The organism is Micromonospora sp. AP08 (genome assembly GCF_008085935.1).
Classification (GTDB): domain Bacteria; phylum Actinomycetota; class Actinomycetes; order Mycobacteriales; family Micromonosporaceae; genus Micromonospora; species Micromonospora chersina.
In genome coordinates, this window is sequence record NZ_VSEZ01000004.1 from 117,363 (window position 1) to 140,428 (window position 23,066).

The following is a 23,066-nucleotide window of genomic DNA, read 5'->3' on the forward strand; positions in this document are numbered from 1 at the left end:
GGCTGAGCCGACGCGCCAAATCGAGATTCGCATACATCGCCCGCTCCAAGATACGCCATGTGGATTACCGGTTCAAGGTCGCACAGCGGACACCAGTCCAATACTGCCGATTCCACTGCACCCATTGATCACCGAGAAAGTGGTGGTTATGATTCCGTGGCTGCGTCACACCGACGCGAGTCCACTGTCCACCGTCCAAAGGAGACACAGTATGAGCAGGTTCACTGGCCGCCGGGTCGCCTCGGTGCTTGCAGGCGCGGGAGCGCTCGTGCTAATCGTCGCCGTGCCGGCCCAAGCGGCTTCTTACTTCCGCGGATACGAGGGGAGCGACTACGCGGGGGTAGGCGCTGACCGCCGGTGGGTCGAGGTGTGCGACATGGAGAAGGACGGCAACGGCGTATATGCCACCTTCATTGTCAGGGGCAGCACGGGCGGCAACACGGTCGGCGACGGCAATGGCTCGGCCGCCGGCTGCGGGAACAGAACGTTCAGCGGCGACGTCCTCGGGTTCTCCATTTGCGAGGACCAGCCCGTCGGCAACTCTTCCTGCAGGACTTACACTCTGTAGGGTGGCAATATGGTCGCATTGGACAGCCCTGCGGTCACGTCGTAATGCGTCAAACGTTGCGGACATTTCTTGAGGAAAATCGCTAGTTAACTGAGCGTGAGTGCGCCGAGGAGAGGCTATCCCCTATATCGGGGGTGGCCTCTCCTTCAAATCTTCCAGTGCGCACGGTGAGCGAGGCCATTGATGGTCCGGTGTCGGCCGGGATCGGCGGGGCGGCGAGCCCCGCGGGTGGCGCCGGCTGACCCGTCGGGCCTGCGGGTCAGCGGGCGCGCAGGCCGTCCAGGACGGCGTCCACGATCCGCTCGGGCAGGATCGGCTCGTCCAGCTCGGGGTGCCAGTGCAGCATCCGCTGGGTCAGCATCGGCGCGGTGAGCAGCGCCATGGCCAGCTCGACGTCGAGGTCGGCGCGCAGCTCCCCGCTGTCCACCGCGCGGCGCAGCACCTCGCGCATCGCCTGGCGCCGGGGCTCGATGATCGCCTCGTAGGCCTGTCGGTGGGCCGAGCTGCGGCTCACCTCGGGCACCAGGCACGGCATGATCTTGCGGACCCGCGGGTCGACGTGCTGGCCCACGGCACCGACCAGCAGCACCAGATCGTCGCGCACCGAACGCCCGCCGGTCCGGGGCGGGACGCCCTTGAGCCGGCGCAGCGCGTCCAGCAGCAGCGCGTCCTTGCCGGACCAGCGGCGGTAGATGGTGGCCTTGCCAACTCCGGCGCGGGCGGCGATCGCCTCGATGGAGAGCGCCTCGATGGTGCTGCCCTCGGCAAGCAGGTCGAGGGTGGCCTCGATGATCGCTTCGTCCGCGCGGACGCTCCGCGGTCGCCCGGGCGACCGCGGAGCATCAGCCGTAGAGGTCATGTCAGACATTGTCCCCGAACCTACGCGGTCCCGGCCAACTCCCGCTCGGTGGCCGGCCGGGCGTCGGTCTCGATCACCGGGCGGCCGGGCATCCAGCGCAGCACGATGACGAAGCCGAGAAGCGCCACCAGCGCGGACACCCCGGCCGCCCAGTGCATCGCCGAGACGAACGAGGTGTTCGCCGCGTCGATGAGCCGGGGGGCGCCGGCGCCGAGCCGACCGGCCACGGCGTACGCCCCGGAGATCGACTCCTGGGCCGCGTCGCGGACCGGGCCGGGCAGGCCGGACACGGCCGTGGCCACGTCGTTGCGGTAGACGGCGGAGAGCACCGAACCGAGGACCGCCACGCCGAGGGCGCCGGCCACCTGGCGGACCGTGTTGCTGACCGCCGAGCCCACGCCGGCCTTCTCCCGGGGCAGCGCCGACATGATCGACTCGGTGGCCGGGGGCATGATGTTGGCCATCCCGGCGCCCTGCACGAAGCCCAGCGCCGAGAAGATCCAGATCGGGGTGTCCGTGTCGATGAGCACGAACGCGCCGAGCGCGGCGGCGGTGAGCAGCAGCCCGACCCCGGCGACCGCCCGGCCGCCGTAGCGGCGCACCATGGCGGCGCTGCGCGGCGCGAAGATCAGCTGGGCGGCCGCGAAGGGCAGGAAGAGCAGGCCGCTCTCCAGCGGGCTGTAGCCGCGGACCAGCTGGAGGTAGAACGCGCCGAAGAACATGACGCCCATGGCGGCGAAGAAGACCAGGCCGACCAGCGCCACCGGGGCGGCGAACCGGGGCACCCGGAACAGCCGGACGTCCAGCGACGGGTGGTCGCTGCGCAGCTCATGGGCGACGAACCAGCCGAGCACCGCGAGCCCACCGACGATCGCCAGCCACACTCGCGGCCGGTCGAAGCCGTGCTCGCCGCCGTCGATGATGCCGTAGGTGAGGGCGACCAGGCCGACCACGGAGAGCAGCACGCCGAGCACGTCCACCCGGCCGGGCCGGGGGTCGCGGGACTCCGGGACGAGGGCGGCCACGAGCACCACGCCGAGCACCACGACCGGCACGTTGATCAGGAAGACCGAGCCCCACCAGTAGTGCTCCAGCAGGGCGCCGCCGAGCACCGGGCCGATGGCCACGGCCAGACCGACCGCGCCGGCCCAGATGCCAATCGCCTTGGCCCGTTCCCGGGGGTCGAACACGTTCGAGATGATCGACAGGGTCACCGGCATGATGGCCGCGCCGCCGACGCCCATCAGGGCACGGGTGGCGATCAGCTGGCCCGGGTCCTGGGCGTACGCGGAGAGCAGCGAGGCCAGCCCGAACAGCGCCAGGCCGACCATCAGGAAGCGCTTGCGACCGAGGCGGTCGCCGAGGACGCCGAAGGTGAACAGCAGCCCGGCGAAGACCAGGGTGTAGGAGTTGATCGCCCACTCCAGCTCGCCCTGGCTGGCCCCGAGGCCGTGCACCGGGTCGGCGAGGGTACGCAGGGCGACGTTGAGGATCGTGTTGTCGAGGACGACCACGAGGAGGCTGATCACCAGCACCCCCAGGATCGCCCACCTCCTCGGGTGTCCGGTGTTCTCGTGCGGTTCCACTCGGGTTCTCCCCCCGACTCACCCGCGTCAAATACGATACGGGACAGACTCGTAACACTGCCGAGCCTAGGTGAGAGTGTTTCGATACGGAACCGGTTCGTATCGTTTGTGCTCCAGGTCACCCCGCCGGGGGGACCAGGCAGGCGGCGGTCGGCTCGGCCAGCGAGGTGAGGCGGGCCGAGAGCGGCGCCACGGGCTCGATCCAGCCCGGGCCGGCGGCGTGCAGGCGTACCCCGGGAAAGTCCTTCCGGAGGCGGACCAGGCGGTGTGCGCGGCCGGTGGCCGTGGTCGTCCAGGTCCTCGGCGGCGGCGCGGAGCTGCTTGCGGGCCGGCTCGACGGCGTCGGCCGGCACCGGTTGGGTCAGCACCAGACGTACCCCCGGGTAGCACTCCACTACCCCGGGGCTCGTCGGGACGGCGCGATCCGGATGCGCCCGCCGGAGGAATGTGCCGGCGGCGCGGGGCGGTCGTGCCCCGCGGCCTCGTCAGCTGGCTTCGCGCACCTGGCGCATGGACGCGCTGAGCTGCCGCTTCATCCAGCGGGCGACGGGCCGCTCGATGAGCCGGTGGATCAGCCACGCGGCGAAGAGCAGGGCCGCGACCAGGGCGGTGATCAGCACCCACGGCGGCATGAGGTCCTGGGCCCGCTCGATGACGGCGAGCCCGACCGTCTGGTGGATGAGGTAGAGCGGGTAGGTCAGTGCTCCGGCGGTCGCGACCCAGCCGGCCTTGACCCAGGCGAAGCGGTTCAGGGCGACCGCCGCCATCACGAGGAAGAAGAGCGTCACGATGACGGCCGTCGGCGCGTAGGCGACGTCGCGGGCCTGGGCCAGGTTCGGCAGCCGGGTGAGCGCGATCAGCCAGGAGAGGCCGACGATCGACCACAGCAGCAGGCTCGGCCCGAAGCGGTGGATGAGGTAGAGGGCGATGCCCGCGATGAAGTAGCTGGAGTGGCTGGCCGCCACCACGTTGGTGAGCCACGGGCTGCCGAGCTTCGGCACGATCAGCGAGGCGACCGTCCAGATGGCGCAGAAGGCCACCACACCGCGGTAGGACAGGCCGCGCGCCACGAGGACGGCGAAGAAGATGTAGAAGCACATCTCGACGGTGAGCGTCCAGTACGACAGGTCGAGGTGCCGGATGCCGAGGAAGTCCTGCATCATCGTCAGGTTGCCCACCACCTCGCGGGCCTGGACCCGGGGGCCCCGGGGCACGGCGACGAGCACGGCGGCCGTGAGCAGGACCGCGAACCAGTAGGCGGGGTAGAGCCGCACGACCCGGGAGACGAAGAAGTCTCCGACGGAACGGCCCCAGGCGCTCATGCAGATGACGAAGCCACTGATGATGAAGAAGAGCTGCACGCCGAGGAAGCCGTACTTGGCGACGGAGTGCACCGGGCCGAAGTTGGTCGCGGCGGAGGCGTCCCAGACGCCGATCTTGTCGCCCACCAGGTGGTAGGCGACCACCATGAGGGCCGCGCCGAGGCGCAGCCCGTCGAGGACCAGCAGGCGCGGTCGTCGGGCGGGAGCGGTCCCGGCGGCCGGCGCCGGCGCACCGACCTGCCGTGGCACTTTCGGGCGTTGGCCGGGCTGAATCGGGTCGATCGTCGGCGCGGCGACCGCGCGCTCGTCCATCGCCTGCGTCATCGACGCCTCCTGGTGGTCACGGCGGTCGCGCCGGTCGGGAAAGGTGGTCATGAGCCGGCGACGCCGACGGCCGGCGCGTTCGGCACCGCCGGCACATCCGTCCGCGCGCGGCGGGAGCGCCAGTAGAGCCACAGCGCGGCGAGGGCGAAGAGTACCAGCACCGTCGGCACGTAGGCGTCGACGGCGAGCCGCCGGGCGAGGCCGTCCATGGTGCCGGACCTCCAGATCAGGCCCCGCGGGATGACGTGGCCGCGGTAGGGACCCGGCCACATGAGGAAGGGCAGGATCGCGGCGACCGCCACGGCGCCGGCCAGCACCCGCGCCCGTCCGTGGCAGCGGCGTACGACGTCGACGAGGACGACCGCCAGCGGGCCGATCCAGATCCAGTAGTGCGACCAGCTCACCGGCGAGATGAGGAGCGTGGTGAGGCCCACCACGACCATCGCCATGGCCTCCTCCCCGTGCCGTTGGAGCGCGGTCGCGAGGGCGAGGCCGGCGACCAGGACGACGGCCACGGACAGCATCCACCAGATGGTGTTCTGCTGGTCCGTCTCGAGCAGGCGCGCCGTGAAGCCCTGGAGGGACTGATTGCCGCCGTAGCGGGGGCTGAGGATCATCAGCACCCGGTGGGAGTCGAACGCCCGCCCGGTCAGCCAGTAGTCGTACGAGCCGCCCGGCTGGATGATCGCGCCCAGCAGCGTGAGCACGGCGAAGGTGGCCGTCGCGACGATGGCGGCCCGGATCCGCCGCGTGAGCAGCAGGTAGAGCACGAAGAGGCCGGGCAGCAGCTTGGTGGCGGTCGCGGCGCCGATGCCGACGCCCTTGAACCGGCTCCGATCGGACAGCGCGAGGTCGGCCACGACCAGCAGCATGACGAGGATGTTGATCTGGCCGAGGCCGAGGTTGCGCTGGAGCGGCTCGGTCCAGACCAGGATCGCGCCGGTGGCGGCGACGAGACCGAGGCGGCCGCGGGTGCCCTCGTAGCCGAGCATCCGGGTGGTGAACCACAGGGCCGCGAGCATCGCCAGGACACCCAGCGTGTTCATGATGTGCAGGGCGACCCGGTCGTCGAACCAGGTCAGCGGGACCAGGAACGGCAGGGTGATCGGCGGGTAGGTGTAGGGAAGACCCATCGAGGTGTACCCGAGCTGGTAGACGGGCTGCCCGTCCAGGAACGCGTGGGTGGCCCCGAGGTACATCATGAAGTCGGTCCCGACGAACGGGTGGTCGCGCAGGAAGGCGACGTATGCCGCGAGCGAAGCGGCCAGCATGGCCACGCCAGGGGCGAGGAGCCAGTTCGGTAGGGCGGTGCGCGGGCGGGCGGCATGATCGGCCGCCACGCCGGCGGCGAACCGGCGGATGCGCTGGATGACCATAGTGGGCCGAATCTTAGCCCGGAACGCCCACACGGGGGGTAACGACCCCTCTCGCTTTCGTGACTTACCGTAGCCAATCAATCGCTCATCGTCATGAGCCGGCGGGGCGGCCGTGACCGGCGCGGGAGCCACGCCTGACCGGCCGGACGGGCACGGCCGCCCCCGAAGCTGTCCCCGAGGGGACCTATCCGCGGCGGGCCGCTCCCCGGCGCCGGAGCAGGTGGGCGACGGTGCCCCAGATGCCCCGCCGGAACAGCAGGACGACGAGGACGAAGATGCCGCCGGTGACCAGGCCGATGGCCTCGAAGCCGGAGAACGACAGCCAGTCCTCCAGGCGGACCACCAGGGCCGCCCCGAGCACGCCGCCCCACAGGGTGCCGATGCCGCCGAGCACCACCACGATGACCGCCTTGCCGGAGGTGGTCCAGTGCAGGACGTCCAGCGAGACGAACCGGTGGCCGACCGCGAAGAGCCCGCCGCCCAGCCCGGCCAGGAAGCCGGAGAGGACGAACGCGGTCAGCTTGTAGCGGTGCACCGGGTAGCCCAGCGCGCGGGCCCGGGCCGGGTTGTCCCGGATGCCGACCAGCACCCGGCCGAACGGCGAGTGCACGATCCGCCAGGCGGCGAGCAGGCCGAGCAGCACGATCGGCAGGATCGCGTAGTAGAAGTAGTAGTCGTCGGTCAGGTCGACCCCGAAGAAGGAGCGCGGCACGCCCTGGAGGCCGTTCTCGCCCTGGGTGACCGACCGCCACTCGTTGGCCACGTAGTAGACCATCTGGGCGAAGGCCAGGGTGACCATGGCGAAGTAGATGCCGGTGCGCTTGACCGCCAGGTAGCCGATCGGCAGCGCGAGCAGCGCCGCGGCCAGCGCGCCGGCCAGCACGGCCGCCGGGAAGGGCAGGCCGGCGTGGATCGCGACCAGCCCGGTCACGTACGCCGAGGTGCCCCAGAAGGCGGCGTGCCCGAAGGACATCAGCCCGGTGAAGCCGAGCAGCAGGTCCACCGAGACGGCGAAGAGCGCCCAGCACAGGATGTCCACGGCCACCGCCGGGTAGAGCCCGTTCGGCAGCCAGAGCGCCACGACCAGGCCGGCGGCGAGCAGCGCGTACCGGACCCAGCCGGGCGCCCGGGCGACGGTGAGCAGCCCGGACGGCGAGGCGGGCCGGGCCGACTCCTCGGCGGGGGTGTCGACGGCGCTGGTCATGCCGGTGCCTCCTCACGGCCGAACAGGCCGGCCGGCCGCCAGAGCAGCACCGCGGCCATCACCACGAACACGACGGTCTGCGACACGATCGGGAAGTCCGACAGGTACGCCTCGCCCCAGGCCTGGATGAGGCCGATGCCGAAGCCTGCGGCCACCGAGCCGAAGATCGAGCCGAGCCCGCCGATCACCACGACCGCGAAGACCACGATGATCAGGTCGGCGCCCATGAGCGGGTTCACCGCCCGCATCGGGGCGGCGAGCACCCCGGCCAGCCCGGCCAGGGCGATGCCGAAGCCGAACACCGGGGTGACCCACTTCCCCACGTCGATGCCGAACGCCCGGGTCAGCTCGGGACGCTCGGTGGCGGCCCGGACCACCATGCCGACCCGGGTCCGCCCGAGCACCCACCAGACCGCGACGCAGAGCAGCACGGTGAAGCCGAGGATGAAGACCCGGTAGGTGGGGAAGTCGAAGAGTCCGAAGTCGACCGTCCCGCTCAGCTCGGCCGGGGTGGCGTACGGGCTGGACTGCACGCCGTACCGGGACTTCACCAGGTCCTGCAGGATCAGCGTGAGGCCGAAGGTGAGCAGGAAGTTGTAGAGCGGGTCGAGCCGGGTCAGCCGGTGGATCACCGCCCGCTCCAGCACCATGCCGAGCAGGCCCAGCGCCAGCGGCATGATCACCAACGCGGCCCAGAACGGCACGCCCGCCTCGGCGAGCAGCACGTACGCCCCGAAGGCGCCGAGCATGTAGAAGGCGCCGTGGGCGAAGTTCACCACCCGGAGCATGCCGAAGATGACCGCGAGCCCGAGGGCGAGCAGGGCGTAGAACGCCCCGCCCACCAGCCCGTTGAACGTGTTCTGCAGGAAACCCGACATCAGCCCGTCACATCTTGCAGTCGGCCGACGGGGCCCGGAACGCCTCGGCCGCCGGAATGGTCTTGAGGATCTTCACGTAGTCCCAGGGCTCGCCCACCTCGGCCTGCGGCTTCACCTGGGCCAGGTACGCGTCGTGGATGACCCGGTGGTCCTCGGCGCGGATCTTGCCGTTGCGCAGGAAGAGGTCGTTGACCTCCTTGCCCTCCAGGCCCTTCACCACGGTGTCCGCGTCGTCGGTGCCGGCGGCCTGCACGGCCTCCAGGTACTGCATGGCGGCGGAGTAGTTGGCCGCGTGGGCGAAGGACGGCCGGGTGCCGGTCTCCTTCTGGAACTTGTCGGCCCACTCCCGGTTCTGCTGGTCGAAGTTCCAGTACCAGGCGTCGGTGTAGGTGGTGCCGGCGAGCGCGGCCGGGGTGAGCGAGTGGATGTCGGTGATGAACATGAGGCCGACGGCCAGCCCGACGCCCTTGTCCCGCAGCTTGAACTCGTTGTACTGCTTGACCACGTTGACCAGCTCGGCGCCGGCCTGCATGGTGCCGAGCACCTGCGGCTTGGGGTTCAGCGTGGGGGCCTTGAGCAGGAACGAGGAGTAGTCGCCGCTGGTGTTCGGGAACGGCGCGCCGTCCTTGCCGACCACCTGCCCGCCGGCCGCGGTGATGGCGGCGGAGAAGTTCTTCTCCATGTCCTGCCCGAACGCGTAGTTCGGGTAGAGGATGTACCAGTTCTTGCCGACCTGCTCGGTGGTCACGGTGCCGGTGCCGTGGGCCAGCATGTAGGTGTCGTACGCGTAGTGGAACGTGTACTTGTTGCAGCTCTTGCCGGTCAGGTCGGTGGTCGCCGCGCCGATGTTGAAGTAGAGCTTCTTCTTCTCCTTGGCCACGTCGGCGACCTTCAGGGCGGCCGACGAGGTCGGCACGTCGAGGATGGCGTCGACGCCCTTGCGGTCGTACATCTCCTGGGCCTTGCTGTTGGCCACGTCCGGCTTGTTCTGGTGGTCGGCGGTCTCCACGCTGATGTTCTTGGTGACGGCCTTGTCGCCGTACTTGGCCTTGAAGTCGGCGATGGCCATCTCCACGGCCTTGACCGAGTTCCGCCCGGACAGCTCCGAGTAGGCCCCCGACTGGTCGTTGAGGACGCCCAACACGATCTTGTCGCCGGTCAGCTTCGAGTCGCCGCCGGACTGCGGGCCACCGCCGCCGCAGCCGGCGACCACCAGCACCGCCGCCGAGGCGGCGGCCACACCCACGCTTCTCCGCATGTCGAAATCCCTTCATACCGCGCGGTCCGCGCGGGTCAGCCGTCGGTTGTCAGATTCCGAGGTACGCCAGCAGCTCGCGCTCCCGCGAGCGCACCTCGGAGTTGTCCATCGCCTCCGCGATGCGTCCCTCGGCCAGCAGGTAGTGCCGGTCGGCGACGCCGGTGGCGAAGTGCAGGTTCTGCTCGACCAGCAGCACGGTCACGCCGTGCTTCTTGGCCTCCCGCAGCAGGTCGCCGACCTGCTGCACGAGCAGCGGCGACAGGCCCTCGGTGGGCTCGTCGCAGAGCAGCAGCCGGGCGCCCATCCGCAGCACCCGGGCCAGGGCGAGCATCTGCTGCTCGCCGCCGGAGAGCATGGTGGCCGCCGAGTCCCGCCGGCTGTAGAGGGCGGGGAACGCCTCGTACACCCGCGCAAGCGGCCACGGGTCGGGGCCGACGCGCGGCGGCAGGGTCAGGTTCTCGGTGACGGTCAGGGTGGCGTACGCGCCCCGGTCGTCGGGGACCCAGCCGAGCCCGAGCCGCGCCCGCTTGTACGCGGGCAGCTTCGTGACGTCCCGGTCGGCGAAGTGGACCGTGCCGCGCTGGCCGGGGTGCAACCCCATCACCGACCGCAGCAGGGTGGACTTGCCGGCGCCGTTGCGCCCGACCAGGGTGACCACCTCGCCGGCGGCCACCTCCAGGCTCACCTCCCGCAGCACCTGGGCCTCGCCGTACCAGGCGGAGAGGTTCTCAATGCGCAGCATCCGCGGCTCCCAGGTAGGCGGTGATGACCCGCTCGTCGGCGCGGACCTGCTCGTACGGCCCCTCGACCAGGACCTTGCCGGCCTGGAGGACGGTGACCGTGTCGGCGAGCCGGCCCACCACGCTCATGTTGTGTTCGACCATGACCACGGTCCGGCCCTCGCGAACCCGGGCGATCAGGTCGACGGTGCGGTCCACGTCCTCCAGCCCCATCCCGGCGGTGGGCTCGTCGAGCAGCAGCACCTTCGGGTCGAGGGCGAGCGCGATGGCCAGTTCCAGGGCGCGCTTGCGCCCGTAGGCGAGGGCCTCGGCCGGGGCCTCGGCCAGCTCGGCGAGGCCGACCATGGCGAGCAGTTCGTCGGCCCGGTCCCGGTAGCGGCGCATCAGCTTCGCCGAGCGCCAGAACCGCCAGCCCAGGCCGCTCGGCGACTGGAGGGCCAGCTCGACGTGCTCCCGCGCGCCCAGCTGCGGGAAGAGGCTGGTGATCTGGAAGGAGCGGGCCACGCCCAGCCGGGCGACCCGCTCCGGGGGCAGACCGGTGATGTCCCGGCCGGCCAGCTCGATCCGGCCGCCGCTGGGCGGCAGGAATCCGGTGAGCAGGTTGAACAGGGTGGTCTTGCCGGCGCCGTTCGGCCCCACCAGGGCGTGCACGGTCTCCGGCGCCACGTCGAGGTCGACCCCGTCGACCGCCCGGAAGCCCCGGAAGTCCCGGGTCAGCCCACGGGCCGACAGGATCGCTTGGCCGGCCATCGCCTCACCCTCCGCACGTCCGTCCCGCGGCGGCCAGGTCGGTGACCGGGGTCACAGGGCCGTCGCGTGGAGGAAACCTACGGCGCACCGGCAGAGCCGAGCCATGTCGATCCTCCACACATTCGGCCGGGAGCGCACGGGCTCGCCCGCCATAGGGGGCGAGCCCGTCGGTGGGCAACCGGACGGATCGGCCGCCGTCGACATGTGGTGCGGCACCGTCACCGGGCCGTCGCGTACTCCGGCAGGTCCAACCCGTCCGCCTTGCTGAAGAAGAGCCGGGTGGCGAGCCCGCGCAGCGGGCGGGAGGTCATGGCCCGCATCGACGCGTCGCGCATCCGGATCGCGGCCCGGCTGGCCGGCAGGAACCCGGATATGCCTCCGCCGGGGAGCTCCTGGCCGCGGGTCACGTGCGGCCGCAGCAGCTCCTCGTAGCGGCGGAAGGCCACCGCGTGGTCGCCGCGGGCCGCGGCCAGCTCGCCGGCCAGCAGGTACGCCCCGACCAGCGCCAGGCTGGTGCCCTGCCCGGTGAGCGGGGACGGGCACCAGGCGGCGTCGCCGAGCAGCGCCACCCGCCCGGCGCTCCACCGGTCCATCCGCACCTGGCCGTACCGGTCGAAGTAGAAGTCGCCGGCGTCCGGTGCGGCGGCCAGCAGTTCGGGGGCGCGCCAGCCGACGCCGGCGAAGCGCTCGGTGAGCAGCCGCTGCTGGGCGGCCGGGTCCCGCCGGTCCACGTCGAGTTCGCCGGAGCGGAAGCTGAAGAAGGCGGCGGTCCGGCCGTCGCGGGTCGGGCGGGTGCCGACCACCCGGCCGCCGGGGGCGTTGTGCAGCAGGAACCAGCCGGTCTCGTCCCGGTACGGGGTGGAGAAGTACGCCAGGTACGCGCCGAGCGGCCGGACGTACGCCGACTCGGGGCCGAACGCGAGGGCCCGGGTGCGGGAGTGCGAGCCGTCCGCCCCGATCACCAGATCGACGGTGCGCGGGGCGGAGCGGTCGAAGGTGAGCCGGACCCCGTCCCCGGTCTGCTCCAGCGTCTCGATCGAGTCGTCGAAGACGTACTCGACGTCGTCCCGGGTCGCCTCGTACAGCAGCCGGGCCAGGTCGCCGCGCTCGATCTCGATGTCGGCCACCATGCCCTCCCCACCGAAGGCGTGCACCGGCAGCCGGGCGCGCACCGCGCCCCGCTCGCCCACGTACGCCATGCCCTTCTCCCGGAGGGTCTCGGCCCGGACCCGGGCGGTCAGCCCCATCCGGTCGACCACCTCCCGGGCGGTCCCCCGCACGTCGACCGCCTGACCGCCGGGCCGCAGACCGTCGGCGCGTTCCACCACGGTCACGGCGAAGCCGTGCCGGCGCAGCCAGAAGGCGAGGGCGGGGCCGGCCACGCCGGCGCCGGAGATGAGCACGGTCCTGTCGTTCATGGTGTTCTCCCGAGTTCGCGCGTACACCGTCCACCGGTTACCGGGAGGACGCTAGGGTCCGGCGCGCCCCGGCGCTGCCGGCGACCTAGTACGCTGCCCGTTCCGGGGCACCCTGCCGAGCGGGTGTACTAGTACGCTTTCGGGATGTCGCAGCGCGATCGGGGTCAGGAGCCGCCGTACCGGCGGATCGCCGCGGAGATCCGCCGTCGGATCGACCTGGGCGAGCTGCGGCCGGGCGACCGCGTGCCCTCGGCCCGTCAGCTCACCCGCGAGCACGGGGTGGCCATCGCCACCGCGACCCGGGTGCTCGCCCTGCTCCGCGCCGAGGGGCTGGTGCTGACCCGGCCCGGTGCCGGCACCGTGGTCGCCCCGCCACGGCGGGAGCCGGCGCGGGCGGAGCCGGAGCTGAGCCGGGAACGGGTGCTGCGCACCGCGCTGGCACTGGCCGACGAGGGCGGCCTGGCCGCGGTGTCCATGCGGCAGATCGCCGCCGAGCTGGGTGTGGCCACCATGTCGCTCTACCGGCACGTGCGCGGTCGCGACGAGCTGATCCTGGCGATGGCCGACGCGGTGCTGGCCGGCGCCCCGCTGCCGGACGCCGAGCCGGCCGGCTGGCGCGCCCGCCTGGACGTGCTGGCCCGGGCGCAGTGGGCCGTCTACCGGCGGCACCCCTGGGTGCCGCACGTCATCTCGATCGCCCGGCCGCAGCCGCTGCCGCACGGCATGGCGCACACCGACCGGGCCCTGCGGGCCACCGCCGGGCTGGGCCTGGACCGGCAGGTGCGCTGGCACGTGGCGATCACCCTGATGGCGTACGTGAAGGGCATCGCGACGAACCTGGAGATGGGCGCGCGGGCGGAGCAGGACACCGGCCTCACCCACGACCAGTGGGTGGAGCGCCAGCAGGCCACGTTCCAGCAGCTGATGGCCGGCGGCGGGCTGGCCACCATGGACGCCCTGACCAGCGGCGGCGTCGACGTGGATCTGGAGACGGTCTTCGACTTCGGCCTGCGCCGGCTGCTCGACGGGATCGCCGCGCTGATCGAGGGCGGGCCCGAGGTCAGTCCGGGAAGGTGACCACCCAGCGTGCGCCCTCGCCCCGGGCCAGCCGGTCCAGCGCCACGGGCGCCTCGTCGAGGGGGATGGCGCCGCTCACCAGGGGCGCCAGGTCCAGGCTGCCGTCGGCGAGCGCGCCGGCCAGCTCCGGCACCTCCCGGTCCGGGTCGGAGGAGCCGTAGACCGAGGAGCGCAGGGTGCGCGCCGAGTGGAAGATGTCCAGCGCCGACAGGCTGAGCAGGTCGTCCTTGGCGCCCATGCCGACCACCGTGACCGCTCCCCCGCGTCGCGTGCAGCGCCAGGCGGCGCGGATGGTGACGGACCGGCCGACGCACTCGAAGGCGTGGTCGACGCCGCGACCCTCGGTGCGCGCCCGCACCTCCTTGGCCAGGGTGTCGTCGGAGCGGAGGAAGTCGGTGGCCCCGGCGGCGAGGGCCAGATCCCGCTTCGCCTCGGCCACGTCGACGGCGAGGATCGGGCCCGCGCCGGCCCGCCGGGCGGCGGTGAGCACGGCGAGGCCGACCCCGCCGAGGCCGATCACCGCGACCGACTCGCCGGGCGCGACCCGGGCGGTGTTGCGGACCGCGCCGGTGCCGGTGAGCACCGCGCAGCCGAGCAGCGCGGCCTGCTCCGGCGGCAGGCCGGGCGGGACCGCGATGGCGGCCCGCTCGGGCACCACCACCTCCTCGGCGAGCGCGCCGAGACCCAGGGTGACCTGGAGCGGGCCGCCGTCGGCGGTCTGCCCCCGGGCCACCGAGGCACCGGTGTTGGCGGCGCAGAGCCAGGGCTCGCCGTGCCGGCAGTGCCAGCAGGCGCGGCAGGCGGGCGCCCAGTTGAGCACCACGGGCGTGCCGACGGGCAGCCGGGTGCCGGGCCCGGCCTCGGCCACCACGCCGGTCGCCTCGTGCCCGAGCACCAGCGGGTACGCGGGCGCCACGGTGCCGTCCACCATGGCCAGATCGGAGTGGCAGATGCCGGCGGCGCGGATCCGGACCCGCAGCTCGCCGGGGCCGGGGTCGGGCAGGCGTACCTCCTCGACGGCCGGCGTGGCGCCCCGGCCGCGGACGACGAGTGCCCTCACCGCTGGATCGCCTTCAGCTCGGTGAACTCCTCGACGCCGTACCCGCCCAGCTCACGGCCGAGGCCGGACTGCTTGTAGCCGCCGAACGGGGCGAGCGGGTTGAAGGCGCCGCCGTTGACGTCCACCTGGCCGGTACGCAGCCGCCGGGCCACGGCCAGCGCCGCCTCCTCGTCGGCGGACCAGACCGCGCCGGCCAGCCCGTACCGGGAGTTGTTGGCGATGGCGACCGCCTCGTCGGTGTCGGCGAACGGGATGACGGCGAGCACCGGGCCGAAGACCTCCTCCTGCGCGAGGGCGCTGTCCGGGTGCACGTCGGCGAAGACGGTGGGCGCGACGAAGTGCCCGCGCGGCGGCAGCGGCGCGTCCGGACCGCCGGCGACGAGCCGGGCGCCGTCGGCGAGGGCGCGGTCGACGTGCCCGCGGACCCGCTCGGCCTGGGCGGCGGAGACCAGCGGGCCGAGCCGGGTGGCCGGGTCGAACGGGTCGCCCGGCCGGTAGCCGGCCACGGCCGCCGCGACCAGGTCCAGCGCCTCGGCGTAACGGTCGCGGTGGACCAGCATCCGGGTCCAGGCCGTGCAGGTCTGGCCGGAGTTGAGCAGCGCGTTGCCGACCCCGACCTTGACGGCGGTCGGCAGGTCGGCGTCGGCGAGGATCACGTTGGCCGACTTGCCGCCGAGTTCCAGGGCGACCCGGGCGATCCGGTCGGCGGCCAGGTGGGCGATCCGCCGGCCGGTGGCCGTGGAGCCGGTGAACGAGACGAGGTCGACGTCGGGGTGGGCGGCCAGGGCCTCGCCGACCACCGGCCCGGTGCCGGGCACCAGGTTGACCACCCCGGGTGGCAGCCCGGCCTCGGTGACCGCGTCGAAGAGCAGGTACGCCGTGAGCGGGGTCAGCTCGCTGGGCTTGAGCACCACCGTGCAGCCGGCGGCGAGGGCCGGGGCCACCTTGGCGACCACCTGGTGCAGCGGGTAGTTCCACGGGGTGATCGCGCCGACCACGCCGACCGGCTGGCGGACGACGAGCGAGTTGCCGATGGTCTCCTCGGCCGGCGGGCGGGCGGCGAGGTCCACCATGCTGCGGAGCACCGTCAGCGGCAGTCCGGCCTGCACCCGGGTGGCGAGCTTGAGCGGGGTGCCCAGTTCGAGGGCCACGGTGCGGGCGATCTCGTCGGCCCGGGCGGCGAGCGCGGCGTGCAGCCGGTCGAGGTGGGCGGCCCGTTCGTCGGGGGCCGTGGCGGCCCAGCCGGGGAAGGCGGCCCGGGCGGCGGCGACGGCCCGGTCCACGTCGGCCGGGGTGCCGGCGGGGACCTGCCCGATGATCTCCCCGGTGGCCGGGTTCTCGACCGGGATCGTCCCGCCGTCCGCCGGGTCGACCCAGTCCCCGGCGACGTGCAGATGACGGCGGACCAGCAGGGCGGGGGGCGCGTCGGCGAGATCCATGGCGTCCCTTCGGGGGCGGGAAACTAGCAGTGGGAGTTTTGACGCTACCCCGGACCGCCGCCGCGTTCCAGAGGGGCCACCGTCCGGGCGTACTCGGCGGCGAGCCCGTGCAGCAACGCGTCCAGGCCGAGGGTGAACGCGCCCTCGTCGACGCTGCGCTGGTGGCCGCGCAGCCGGTGGGCCTGCGTGAGGTGCGGGTGGGCCGCGTACAACTCCGGGTCCTCGACGAAGCCGCGGGCGAACGAGCCGAGCGCCGACCCGGCCACGAAGTAGCGCAGCGCGGCGCCGATGTGGGTGGCCCGGGCCGGTGGCCAGCCCGCCCGGACCAGCGCGCCGTAGACGGCGTCGGCCATCGCCAGCGCGGCCGGCCGGCGGCCCGGGCCCTGCGCCAGGTAGGGGACGATGTTCGGGTGCGCGGCCAGCGCCTCCCGGTAGGAGCGGGCCCAGCGGCGCAGCGCCTCGACCCAGTCGTACCGGTCGAAGACGCTCACGTCGACCGTGCCGGTGACGCTGTCCGCCACGGCGTCGAGGATCTCGTCCTTGGTGGCGAAGTGGTTGTAGAGCGAGGGGCCCTGCACGCCGAGCGCGGCGGCCAGGCGGCGGGTGGAGAGCGCGCCGAGACCGTCGGCGTCGATCAGCGCGAGCGCGGTCTCGACGATCCGGTCCCGGTTCAGCAGGGCCTGGCGGGGACGGGGCACGTCAGACCTCCCCGGTCCGCGAGGTCGCGGCGGCGCCCAGGATCCCCGCCTCGGCGAGAATCCGCTCGATGTGGTCGGCGGACAGGTTGGGGTTGCGGGCCGCGGCGCCGGTCGTGGCGGGATCGTCCAGCAGCTCGGCCAGCCGGTCGGGCTGCAGGCGGGGGTCGGCGGCCACGCTCCACCGGACGTGCTCGTCCGGATCGCGGCTGAGCCGGTCGATGAGGTCCGCCGGGGCCTCCGGATCGTGACGGACGAGCATCCGCGCCCGCGGGTCGGCGGAGTCGGCCAGGCGGGCCAGCCCGACGCGCGGGAAGTTCGGTCGCCCGACCAGCATGCCCGCGGTGATCACCTGGGCCTCCAGATAGGTGGCGAGCAGAACGTCCCCCGGGACCCCGTCGTGGTTCTCGCAGAGGAGCAGCCGGACCGCGAAGTCCTCGTCGGCGGCGAGCCGCGCCACCTGGTCCGGCCGCAGGTGCGGGCTGTACGCGGCGCTGCGCCGCAGTCCGATGTGGGCGGAACGGACGGCCACGTCGAGCGCGTCGGGGTCGTCCCGACAATCGAGCACCCAGCGGGCCGGGGTGAGCCGGTCCGTGGGGCGCACCCGGTAGTCGACGGCGGCACGCTCGGCCTCGGTCAGGCCGGGACGGAGCGAGAGCCGCAGCCGGACCTTCGGATCGGGATCGACCGACAGTTCATCGACGAGGTCCCGGGGCAGGTGCGGATTCTCGGCCACGGCCGCGCGCACGCCCGTGTCCCCGTGGCGGGCCAGCCGCTCGGCCGACGCCCGGTCCAGCCGCGCGTCGATGGCGACGGCGGACAGCTCCCAGCCGTCGGACCACGTCGCGTCGAGCACCTCGGCCAGCAGCTCGGGCCGGTGCCGGCAGGCGCGCCGGGCCACCGCCCGGCGGACGTCGGGGTCGGCGAGCAGCCGGTCGGTGACCTCCTCGGGCGGGTCGGCCCAGCGGGCGTACGCGGAGATCCGCACCACCGGGTCCGGGTCGCCGACCAGCCGGGCGCGGACGCTCGGCGGGCACTGCCACGAGTCGGCCACCGCCTCGCGGACCCGCGTGACGGGATCCGCGGCGAGGCGGGCGTACGTCGGCTCGGGCAGCGGGTCGGGCGTGGCCCGGAAGAGATCCGGCCCGGCGGCGAGCGCCGTGCGGACCGCCGGACGGGCGTCGTCGACGAGCAGGGCGCGCTGCTCGGGGGTGGCGTGCCAGCTGTCGGCCAGCGACAGCCGGATCCGTACGTCCGGATGCGCCGCCGCCGCGCGGCAGACCTCGTCGGGCAGGTGGGCGCGGAAGATCAGCACCGCCTGACCGGCCGGCCCGTGGTCGAGCATCCGCACCAGCAGCTCCGGCGGCGTCGCCGGGTTGCCGGCCACTCCCCGCACCCGTTCCCGGACCAGCTCCGACAAACCACCCTCCCCCGTCGGAATCACCTGCTGACGCACCCTATCGGTGCGCACCCGGGCCGGGAGTCACCGCGTCGGCGGAAGGAGGGGTCTGGACGGATGAAAACTTACACCGCTAGTTTAAGAGCGACCGCCGCCGCCCGCGACGGTCGCCACGCCGACCGAGGGAGCATCGTGGACTTCGCACTGTCCGACGAGGAACGGGACGTCCGGGACACCGTGCGCGCCTTCGTCACCCGCGAGGTGCTGCCGCTGGAGCAGGAGGTGCTGCGCCGCGAGCGCGCCCACCAGCCCGGCCTGGACCGCTCCGAGCTGCGCGAGTTGCAGCTCAAGGCGAAGAAGTTCGGCTTCTGGGGCCTGGCCACCCCCGAGGAGTACGGCGGGATGGACCTGCCCGCGGTGCTCCAGTCGCTGATCTGGACCGAGCTGGGCCGCACCTTCGTGCCGTTCCGCTTCGGCGGCGAGGCCGACAACATCCTGTTCCACGCCACCGAGGAGCAGAAGCGCGAGTTCCTCCTCCCCACCATCGAGGGTGAGCGGATCTCCTGCTTCGCGATCACCGAACCCGGCGCCGGCTCGGACGCCGCGAACATCAAGCTGCGCGCCCGCCGCGACGGCGACGACTGGGTTCTCGACGGCGAGAAGACGTTCATCACCAACGGCAACGACGCCGACTTCGCCATCGTGGTGGCGGTGACCGACCCGGAGAAGGGCGCCCGCAACGGCGGCGCGACCGCGTTCCTGGTGGACCGGGCGATGGGCTGGCGGTCGGAGTTCATCCAGACCATGGGCGAGGGCGGGCCGGCGTCGCTGATCTTCGACGGCGTACGCGTGCCGCACCGCAACATCCTCGGGGAGATCGGCCAGGGCTTCACGCTGGGCATGGAGTGGATCGGCAAGGGCCGCTACACCATCCCCTCGCACGCCATCGGCATCGCCGAGCGGGCCCTCCAGATGGCCATCGACCACGCCAACACCCGGGAGACCTTCGGCGCGAAGATCGGCACCAACCAGGCGATCCAGTGGATGATCGCCGACTCGGAGACCGAGCTGGAGGCGGCCCGCTGGCTGGTGCTGCGGTCGGCGTGGACGGTCGACCAGGGTCTGGACCCGCGGCACGCCTCCTCGATGGGCAAGCTCTACGGCGCCGGCATGGTGAACCGGGTGGTCGACCGGGTGCTCCAGATCCACGGCGGCATGGGCTACACCCGGGAACTGCCGATCGAGCGCTGGTACCGGCAGGTCCGGCTGTACCGGATCTTCGAGGGCACCGACGAGATGCAGCGGCTGATCATCTCTCGCGACCTGCTGCGCGGCTACACGAAGATCGGCGGCCACCTGGCCTGACGCGATCGGATGCCGCGCCGTTCCTGGCATCATCCGGGCAAAGAGCCATGCCGGCGCGGGCGCTCGGGCCCCGACGGACAGGCCATCGTGGACGGATGTATGTCCCTTTCGGCCCTTCGCCTGGAACCCGCCGCCCGGCCCCGGGGTGCCCTGGGCAGAGTCGACCCTAATCGTTGAGCGCCGATGTGGCCATTTCTGTCACCAGCGCGGACCCGGACGCGCGGCGGCGTGCTGCTGATTGCTCCCGGCCTTCCGCGGGTCCTAGCGTCGACCCGACCGAGAGAAGAGGCTCCAGGAGAGCCACCGGGCCGGGGGACACCAGATGAAGCGCAGTCCGCGCCGCCTCGGGGCGGCCCTTCTGACTACCGTCACGGTGTGCGGACTGCTCGTCGCGCCATCGGCCGCCCAGGCACACCCGGCGGAGTCGGGCTCCCTCGACCTGGTGCTCAACCCGGGCGCCGAGGAACGGTCGTACGCCGTCGGCGTCGACGCCACCATGCTCGCCGACTCGTCCGACGACCGGAACCAGATCTACGTCCAGATCAACGGAAGCAACGGCGACAACTGGTCCATCGAGCTCGGCGCGCCCTACGGGCAGGAACTGACGGTCGGCACGTACACCGGCGCCACCCGGAACTCCTTTCGGGAACCCGGCACACCCGGGCTCGCCTTCGGCGGGAACGGCTGGGGCTGCAACACCCTCACCGGATCGTTCGTGATCAACGAAATCACCATGGCGAGCCCCAATTACCTGCAGGATCTCGACGCGACCTTCGAGCAGTACTGCGAAGGCACCGGCGAACCCGACACGGGGCACATCGTCGTGCACAACCCGCCGCCCCCACCGATCCTGACGCTGGCCGTCACCGTCGACGCGACCGGCACCGTCGGCTCCGACGGGTCGGTCACGTTGAGCGGCATGGTGGCCTGCAACCGGGCGACGGACATCGAGCTGTACGGCTTCACGGCGCAGCAGATCAAGGGGATCACCTACGAGGGAAACCTCTACACCTCCTTCCGCTGCGAGCCGGGTGTCACGGCACCGTGGCAGGGGACGGCGGTCTCCAACGGCCCGTACCGCACCGGGCCGATGGAGGTGACGGCCAACGCCTGGGGCTACGACTCCTTCTACTTCCGAGAGCGGTACGGCACGACGACAACGAAGGTTCGCATCACGAGGGACTGACCCGGTCAGCCCGCCAGGGCGTTCAGCGCCAAGTCGACGTCCTCCTCGGTGGTGTAGAGGTGGAATGAGGCCCGGACCCGGCCGGCGCGGACCGCCGCGCGCACCCCGGCCCGGGCCAGCCTCTCCTGCGCGTCCGGCACCTCGACGCTGACGATCGCGCTGTCGCCGGGCGGCCGGCCGAGTCCGGCCAGAAACCGGTTGGCCAGCGCCACGTCGTGGGCGTGCACGGCGGGCAGCCCGATCTCGGCGAGCAGTTCCAGGGCGGGCGCCGCCCCGACGTAGCTGAACCAGGCCGGCGAGATGTCGAACCGTCGGGCGTCCTCGGCCAGCCGCAGCGGCGGGCCGTAGTAGGACGACTGCGGGTCCTGGCCCGCGTACCAGCCGGCCGCGTCGGGACGCAGCCGCTCGCGCAGCGCCGGGGCCAGGTAGGCGAACGCCGCGCCGCGGGGGGCCATCAACCACTTGTACGCGGCCACCGCGACCACGTCGGCCAGCGCGGCGTCGAAGGGCAGCCAGCCCGCGGCCTGCGTGGCGTCCACCGCGACAAGGGCGCCGTGCGCCCGGGCCGCCGCCACGATCGTCTCGTACGGGGCGACGGTGCCGTCCGCGGACTGCACGAGGCTGAACGCGACCAGGTCGGTGTCGGCGTCGATCGCGTCGACCAGACCGGCCAGCGGCACCGTGCGGACCCGGACGCCCCGCTCCTCCTGCGCCAGCCAGGGAAAGAGGTTGGAGGTGAACTCCACCTCCGGGACGACCACCGTGGCGCCCGCCGGCAGCGCGGCGGCCACCGGGGCGAGCAACTGCGAAGCCGTGCTGCCGATCGCCACGTCCGCCGGGGCCACCCCGACCAGCCGGGCGAACGCGGCGCGGGCCCGGCCGACCGACTCGCCCCAGCCCTCGAAGGAGACCCGCCCGGCCCGCCAGTCGGCGAGCACGCGCTGCACCGCCGTCCAGGCCGGGTCGGGCGGCAGCCCGTAGGTGGCGGTGTTCAGCCAGCCGGCCTCCGGCTGCCACAGCTTCTGCGCCTGCTCCAGATCCATGCCACCGACGCTAACGATCACCGCCGGCCACCGGGACGGCCAATCCCCGCCTCGTGGTCCCCGCCCGCGCCGCCGGGCCCGCCGGACGATGGGTCCGACGGGCCCGGCCGGGCGGTCGACTCAGGACGGTGTGTCGGCCAGGGCGGCCCGGCGCGGCGCCGGGACCGGCTCGGGGACCTCGTCGGCCCGGTCGTTGTCGTCGAGCATGGTGGCCTCGTCGAACGGGCGCTGGCCGCTGAGCACGGCCGCGGCCTGCGCCCGGTCGAACTCGCCGGTCCAGGTGCCGACCAGCACGGTGGCCACCGCGTTGCCGGCGAAGTTGGTCAGCGCCCGGGCCTCGGACATGAACCGGTCGATGCCGACGATCAACCCGACGCCGTCGACCAGGTCCGGGCGGTGCGACTGGAGGCCGCCGGCCAGGGTGGCCAGGCCGGCGCCGGTCACGCCGGCCGCGCCCTTCGAGGCGATGACCATGAAGGCCAGCAGGCCGATCTGCTCGCCGACCGCCATGGGCTTGCCCAGCGCGTCGGCGATGAACAGCGCGGCCATCGTCAGGTAGATGGCGGTGCCGTCGAGGTTGAAGGAGTAGCCGGTGGGCACGGTGATGCCGACGACCGGCCTGCTGACGCCGAAGTGCTCCATCTTGGCGATCAGCCGGGGCAGCGCCGACTCCGACGACGAGGTGGACAGGATCAGCAGGAACTCCCGGCCCAGGTAACGCAGCAGGGAGAAGATCGAGACGCCCGACACCAGCCGCAGCAGCGTGCCGAGCACCACGATCACGAAGATCAGGCAGGTGGCGTAGAAGCCGAGCATGATCTGGGCCAGGCTGGTCAGCGCGTCCACGCCGGTCGCGCCGACCACGGCGGCGATCGCGCCGAAGGCGCCGATCGGGGCAACCCACATGATCATCGCCAGCACCTTGAAGACGAGGCGCTGGATCACCTCCACGGCGCGCAGCACCGGCTCACCGCGCCGGCCCATGGCCTGGACGGCGAAGCCGACCAGCAGGGCCACGAGCAGGGTCTGGAGCACCGAGCCCTCGGTCAGCGCAGAGAACAGCGAGGTCGGGATGATGCCGAGCAGGAACTCGACGGTGTCGCCGCTCTCCCCGCCGGCGGCGGACTTGCCCGCGTCGGCCACCTCCGGGCCGAGGTTCAGGCCCGAGCCGGGGTGGATGATGTTGCCGACCACCAGGCCGATGGCCAGCGCCACCGTCGACATGAGCAGGAAGTAGCCCAACGCGAGGCCGCCGACCTTGCCGACCCGGGCCGCCTGCCGGACGGACCCGACGCCGAGGACGATGGTGCAGAAGATGACCGGGCTGATCATCATCTTGATCAGGTTCACGAAGCCGGTGCCCAGCGGCTTCAACTCCTTGCCGACTTCGGGTGCGGCGAGGCCGACCACGATGCCGGCGAGGACGGCCACGATGACCGCCAGGTAGAGGTACCGGGTCCGGTCCCGGCGCGCGGGCCGGGCGGCCTCGGGGGTGGTTGTGGTGGTGGTGTCCATCCTG

20 protein-coding genes are annotated in these 23,066 nt (G+C 72.7%); 4 read left to right on the forward strand and 16 right to left on the reverse strand.

What is annotated here, in order from left to right; translation table 11 throughout:
* The first annotated feature begins 211 nt into the window (after nucleotides 1-211).
* Nucleotides 212-568, forward strand: coding sequence for a hypothetical protein (locus FXF50_RS08985; RefSeq protein WP_148426762.1), 357 nt, complete (start codon nucleotides 212-214; stop codon nucleotides 566-568).
* Between the two features lie 259 nt (nucleotides 569-827).
* On the opposite strand, the gene FXF50_RS08990 is transcribed toward FXF50_RS08985, so the two are convergent.
* From FXF50_RS08990 to FXF50_RS09035, 10 genes are all read right to left on the reverse strand, one after another.
* Complete coding sequence (locus tag FXF50_RS08990) at nucleotides 828-1,436, reverse strand: TetR/AcrR family transcriptional regulator (RefSeq protein ID WP_148426763.1); 609 nt, start codon at nucleotides 1,434-1,436, stop codon at nucleotides 828-830.
* Nucleotides 1,437-1,447: 11 nt separating this feature from the next.
* Nucleotides 1,448-3,013 (reverse strand): MFS transporter, encoded by a 1,566-nt coding sequence (locus FXF50_RS08995; RefSeq protein ID WP_148426764.1) that lies wholly within the window; start codon nucleotides 3,011-3,013, stop codon nucleotides 1,448-1,450.
* 485 nt (nucleotides 3,014-3,498) lie between these two features.
* Nucleotides 3,499-4,659, reverse strand: coding sequence for an acyltransferase (locus FXF50_RS09000; protein ID WP_222866042.1), 1,161 nt, complete (start codon nucleotides 4,657-4,659; stop codon nucleotides 3,499-3,501).
* Nucleotides 4,660-4,706: 47 nt separating this feature from the next.
* Nucleotides 4,707-6,035: a glycosyltransferase 87 family protein gene (locus FXF50_RS09005; protein ID WP_148426765.1), complete on the reverse strand. Its 1,329-nt coding sequence runs from the start codon at nucleotides 6,033-6,035 to the stop codon at nucleotides 4,707-4,709.
* Nucleotides 6,036-6,219: 184 nt separating this feature from the next.
* The gene (locus FXF50_RS09010; protein ID WP_148426766.1) at nucleotides 6,220-7,239 is read right to left on the reverse strand and encodes a branched-chain amino acid ABC transporter permease; all 1,020 of its coding nucleotides are present in this window, start codon (nucleotides 7,237-7,239) and stop codon (nucleotides 6,220-6,222) included.
* Nucleotides 7,236-8,117 carry a branched-chain amino acid ABC transporter permease gene (locus FXF50_RS09015; RefSeq protein WP_091309901.1) on the reverse strand — a complete coding sequence of 294 codons (882 nt, stop codon included), beginning with the start codon at nucleotides 8,115-8,117 and terminating at the stop codon, nucleotides 7,236-7,238. Before FXF50_RS09015 ends, FXF50_RS09010 begins: the two co-directional genes overlap by 4 nt.
* A 7-nt stretch (nucleotides 8,118-8,124) precedes the next feature.
* Nucleotides 8,125-9,375: an ABC transporter substrate-binding protein gene (locus FXF50_RS09020; protein ID WP_148426767.1), complete on the reverse strand. Its 1,251-nt coding sequence runs from the start codon at nucleotides 9,373-9,375 to the stop codon at nucleotides 8,125-8,127.
* Between the two features lie 49 nt (nucleotides 9,376-9,424).
* Nucleotides 9,425-10,117 carry an ABC transporter ATP-binding protein gene (locus tag FXF50_RS09025; RefSeq protein WP_148426768.1) on the reverse strand — a complete coding sequence of 231 codons (693 nt, stop codon included), beginning with the start codon at nucleotides 10,115-10,117 and terminating at the stop codon, nucleotides 9,425-9,427.
* Nucleotides 10,104-10,865 (reverse strand): ABC transporter ATP-binding protein, encoded by a 762-nt coding sequence (locus tag FXF50_RS09030; RefSeq protein WP_148426769.1) that lies wholly within the window; start codon nucleotides 10,863-10,865, stop codon nucleotides 10,104-10,106. Before FXF50_RS09030 ends, FXF50_RS09025 begins: the two co-directional genes overlap by 14 nt.
* A 218-nt stretch (nucleotides 10,866-11,083) precedes the next feature.
* A complete protein-coding gene (locus tag FXF50_RS09035) occupies nucleotides 11,084-12,283 on the reverse strand; it encodes an FAD-dependent monooxygenase (protein ID WP_148426770.1) in 1,200 nt (399 codons plus the stop codon).
* A 144-nt stretch (nucleotides 12,284-12,427) separates the two neighbouring features.
* Here FXF50_RS09035 and FXF50_RS09040 point away from each other — a divergent pair, with 144 nt between their 5' ends.
* Entirely contained in the window at nucleotides 12,428-13,360 is a 933-nt protein-coding gene (locus FXF50_RS09040) for a TetR/AcrR family transcriptional regulator C-terminal domain-containing protein (RefSeq protein WP_148426771.1), read from the forward strand.
* Here the strand turns inward: FXF50_RS09040 and FXF50_RS09045 are convergent.
* From FXF50_RS09045 to FXF50_RS09060, 4 genes are read right to left on the reverse strand one after another with little or no spacing between them, the layout of a single operon-like run.
* Nucleotides 13,344-14,420 (reverse strand): zinc-binding dehydrogenase, encoded by a 1,077-nt coding sequence (locus tag FXF50_RS09045; protein ID WP_148426772.1) that lies wholly within the window; start codon nucleotides 14,418-14,420, stop codon nucleotides 13,344-13,346. The two genes, FXF50_RS09040 and FXF50_RS09045, sit on opposite strands and share 17 nt — an antisense overlap.
* Complete coding sequence (locus FXF50_RS09050) at nucleotides 14,417-15,859, reverse strand: aldehyde dehydrogenase family protein (protein WP_148426773.1); 1,443 nt, start codon at nucleotides 15,857-15,859, stop codon at nucleotides 14,417-14,419. The genes FXF50_RS09045 and FXF50_RS09050 overlap by 4 nt, the downstream gene beginning before the upstream one ends.
* Nucleotides 15,860-15,903: 44 nt before the next feature.
* Complete coding sequence (locus FXF50_RS09055; RefSeq protein WP_148426774.1) at nucleotides 15,904-16,557, reverse strand: TetR/AcrR family transcriptional regulator C-terminal domain-containing protein; 654 nt, start codon at nucleotides 16,555-16,557, stop codon at nucleotides 15,904-15,906.
* A 1-nt stretch (nucleotide 16,558) separates the two neighbouring features.
* The gene (locus FXF50_RS09060) at nucleotides 16,559-17,974 is read right to left on the reverse strand and encodes an LRV domain-containing protein (protein ID WP_148426775.1); all 1,416 of its coding nucleotides are present in this window, start codon (nucleotides 17,972-17,974) and stop codon (nucleotides 16,559-16,561) included.
* 171 nt (nucleotides 17,975-18,145) lie between these two features.
* On the opposite strand from FXF50_RS09060, the gene FXF50_RS09065 reads away from it, so the two are divergent.
* Nucleotides 18,146-19,318, forward strand: a complete 1,173-nt coding sequence (locus FXF50_RS09065) for an acyl-CoA dehydrogenase family protein (RefSeq protein ID WP_148426776.1) — start codon at nucleotides 18,146-18,148, stop codon at nucleotides 19,316-19,318.
* A gap of 373 nt (nucleotides 19,319-19,691) precedes the next feature.
* Nucleotides 19,692-20,504 (forward strand): DUF6299 family protein, encoded by an 813-nt coding sequence (locus FXF50_RS09070; protein WP_148426777.1) that lies wholly within the window; start codon nucleotides 19,692-19,694, stop codon nucleotides 20,502-20,504.
* 5 nt (nucleotides 20,505-20,509) lie between these two features.
* On the opposite strand, the gene FXF50_RS09075 is transcribed toward FXF50_RS09070, so the two are convergent.
* Entirely contained in the window at nucleotides 20,510-21,547 is a 1,038-nt protein-coding gene (locus tag FXF50_RS09075) for an aminotransferase class V-fold PLP-dependent enzyme (protein ID WP_148426778.1), read from the reverse strand.
* A 120-nt stretch (nucleotides 21,548-21,667) separates the two neighbouring features.
* Nucleotides 21,668-23,062 carry a cation:dicarboxylate symporter family transporter gene (locus FXF50_RS09080; RefSeq protein ID WP_148426779.1) on the reverse strand — a complete coding sequence of 465 codons (1,395 nt, stop codon included), beginning with the start codon at nucleotides 23,060-23,062 and terminating at the stop codon, nucleotides 21,668-21,670.
* Between the last annotated feature and the right edge of the window lie 4 nt (nucleotides 23,063-23,066).

Bases quoted from the DNA above. Each gene is read 5' to 3' on its own strand.
- FXF50_RS08985 (WP_148426762.1), top strand. From the start codon at position 212: ATGAGCAGGTTCACTGGCCGCCGGGTCGCCTCGGTGCTTGCAGGCGCG.
- FXF50_RS08990 (WP_148426763.1), bottom strand. From the start codon at position 1,436: ATGTCTGACATGACCTCTACGGCTGATGCTCCGCGGTCGCCCGGGCGA.
- FXF50_RS09000 (WP_222866042.1), bottom strand. From the start codon at position 4,659: ATGACGCAGGCGATGGACGAGCGCGCGGTCGCCGCGCCGACGATCGAC.
- FXF50_RS09005 (WP_148426765.1), bottom strand. From the start codon at position 6,035: ATGGTCATCCAGCGCATCCGCCGGTTCGCCGCCGGCGTGGCGGCCGAT.
- FXF50_RS09010 (WP_148426766.1), bottom strand. From the start codon at position 7,239: ATGACCAGCGCCGTCGACACCCCCGCCGAGGAGTCGGCCCGGCCCGCC.
- FXF50_RS09015 (WP_091309901.1), bottom strand. From the start codon at position 8,117: ATGTCGGGTTTCCTGCAGAACACGTTCAACGGGCTGGTGGGCGGGGCG.
- FXF50_RS09020 (WP_148426767.1), bottom strand. From the start codon at position 9,375: ATGCGGAGAAGCGTGGGTGTGGCCGCCGCCTCGGCGGCGGTGCTGGTG.
- FXF50_RS09025 (WP_148426768.1), bottom strand. From the start codon at position 10,117: ATGCTGCGCATTGAGAACCTCTCCGCCTGGTACGGCGAGGCCCAGGTG.
- FXF50_RS09030 (WP_148426769.1), bottom strand. From the start codon at position 10,865: ATGGCCGGCCAAGCGATCCTGTCGGCCCGTGGGCTGACCCGGGACTTC.
- FXF50_RS09035 (WP_148426770.1), bottom strand. From the start codon at position 12,283: ATGAACGACAGGACCGTGCTCATCTCCGGCGCCGGCGTGGCCGGCCCC.
- FXF50_RS09040 (WP_148426771.1), top strand. From the start codon at position 12,428: ATGTCGCAGCGCGATCGGGGTCAGGAGCCGCCGTACCGGCGGATCGCC.
- FXF50_RS09050 (WP_148426773.1), bottom strand. From the start codon at position 15,859: ATGGATCTCGCCGACGCGCCCCCCGCCCTGCTGGTCCGCCGTCATCTG.
- FXF50_RS09075 (WP_148426778.1), bottom strand. From the start codon at position 21,547: ATGGATCTGGAGCAGGCGCAGAAGCTGTGGCAGCCGGAGGCCGGCTGG.
- FXF50_RS09080 (WP_148426779.1), bottom strand. From the start codon at position 23,062: ATGGACACCACCACCACAACCACCCCCGAGGCCGCCCGGCCCGCGCGC.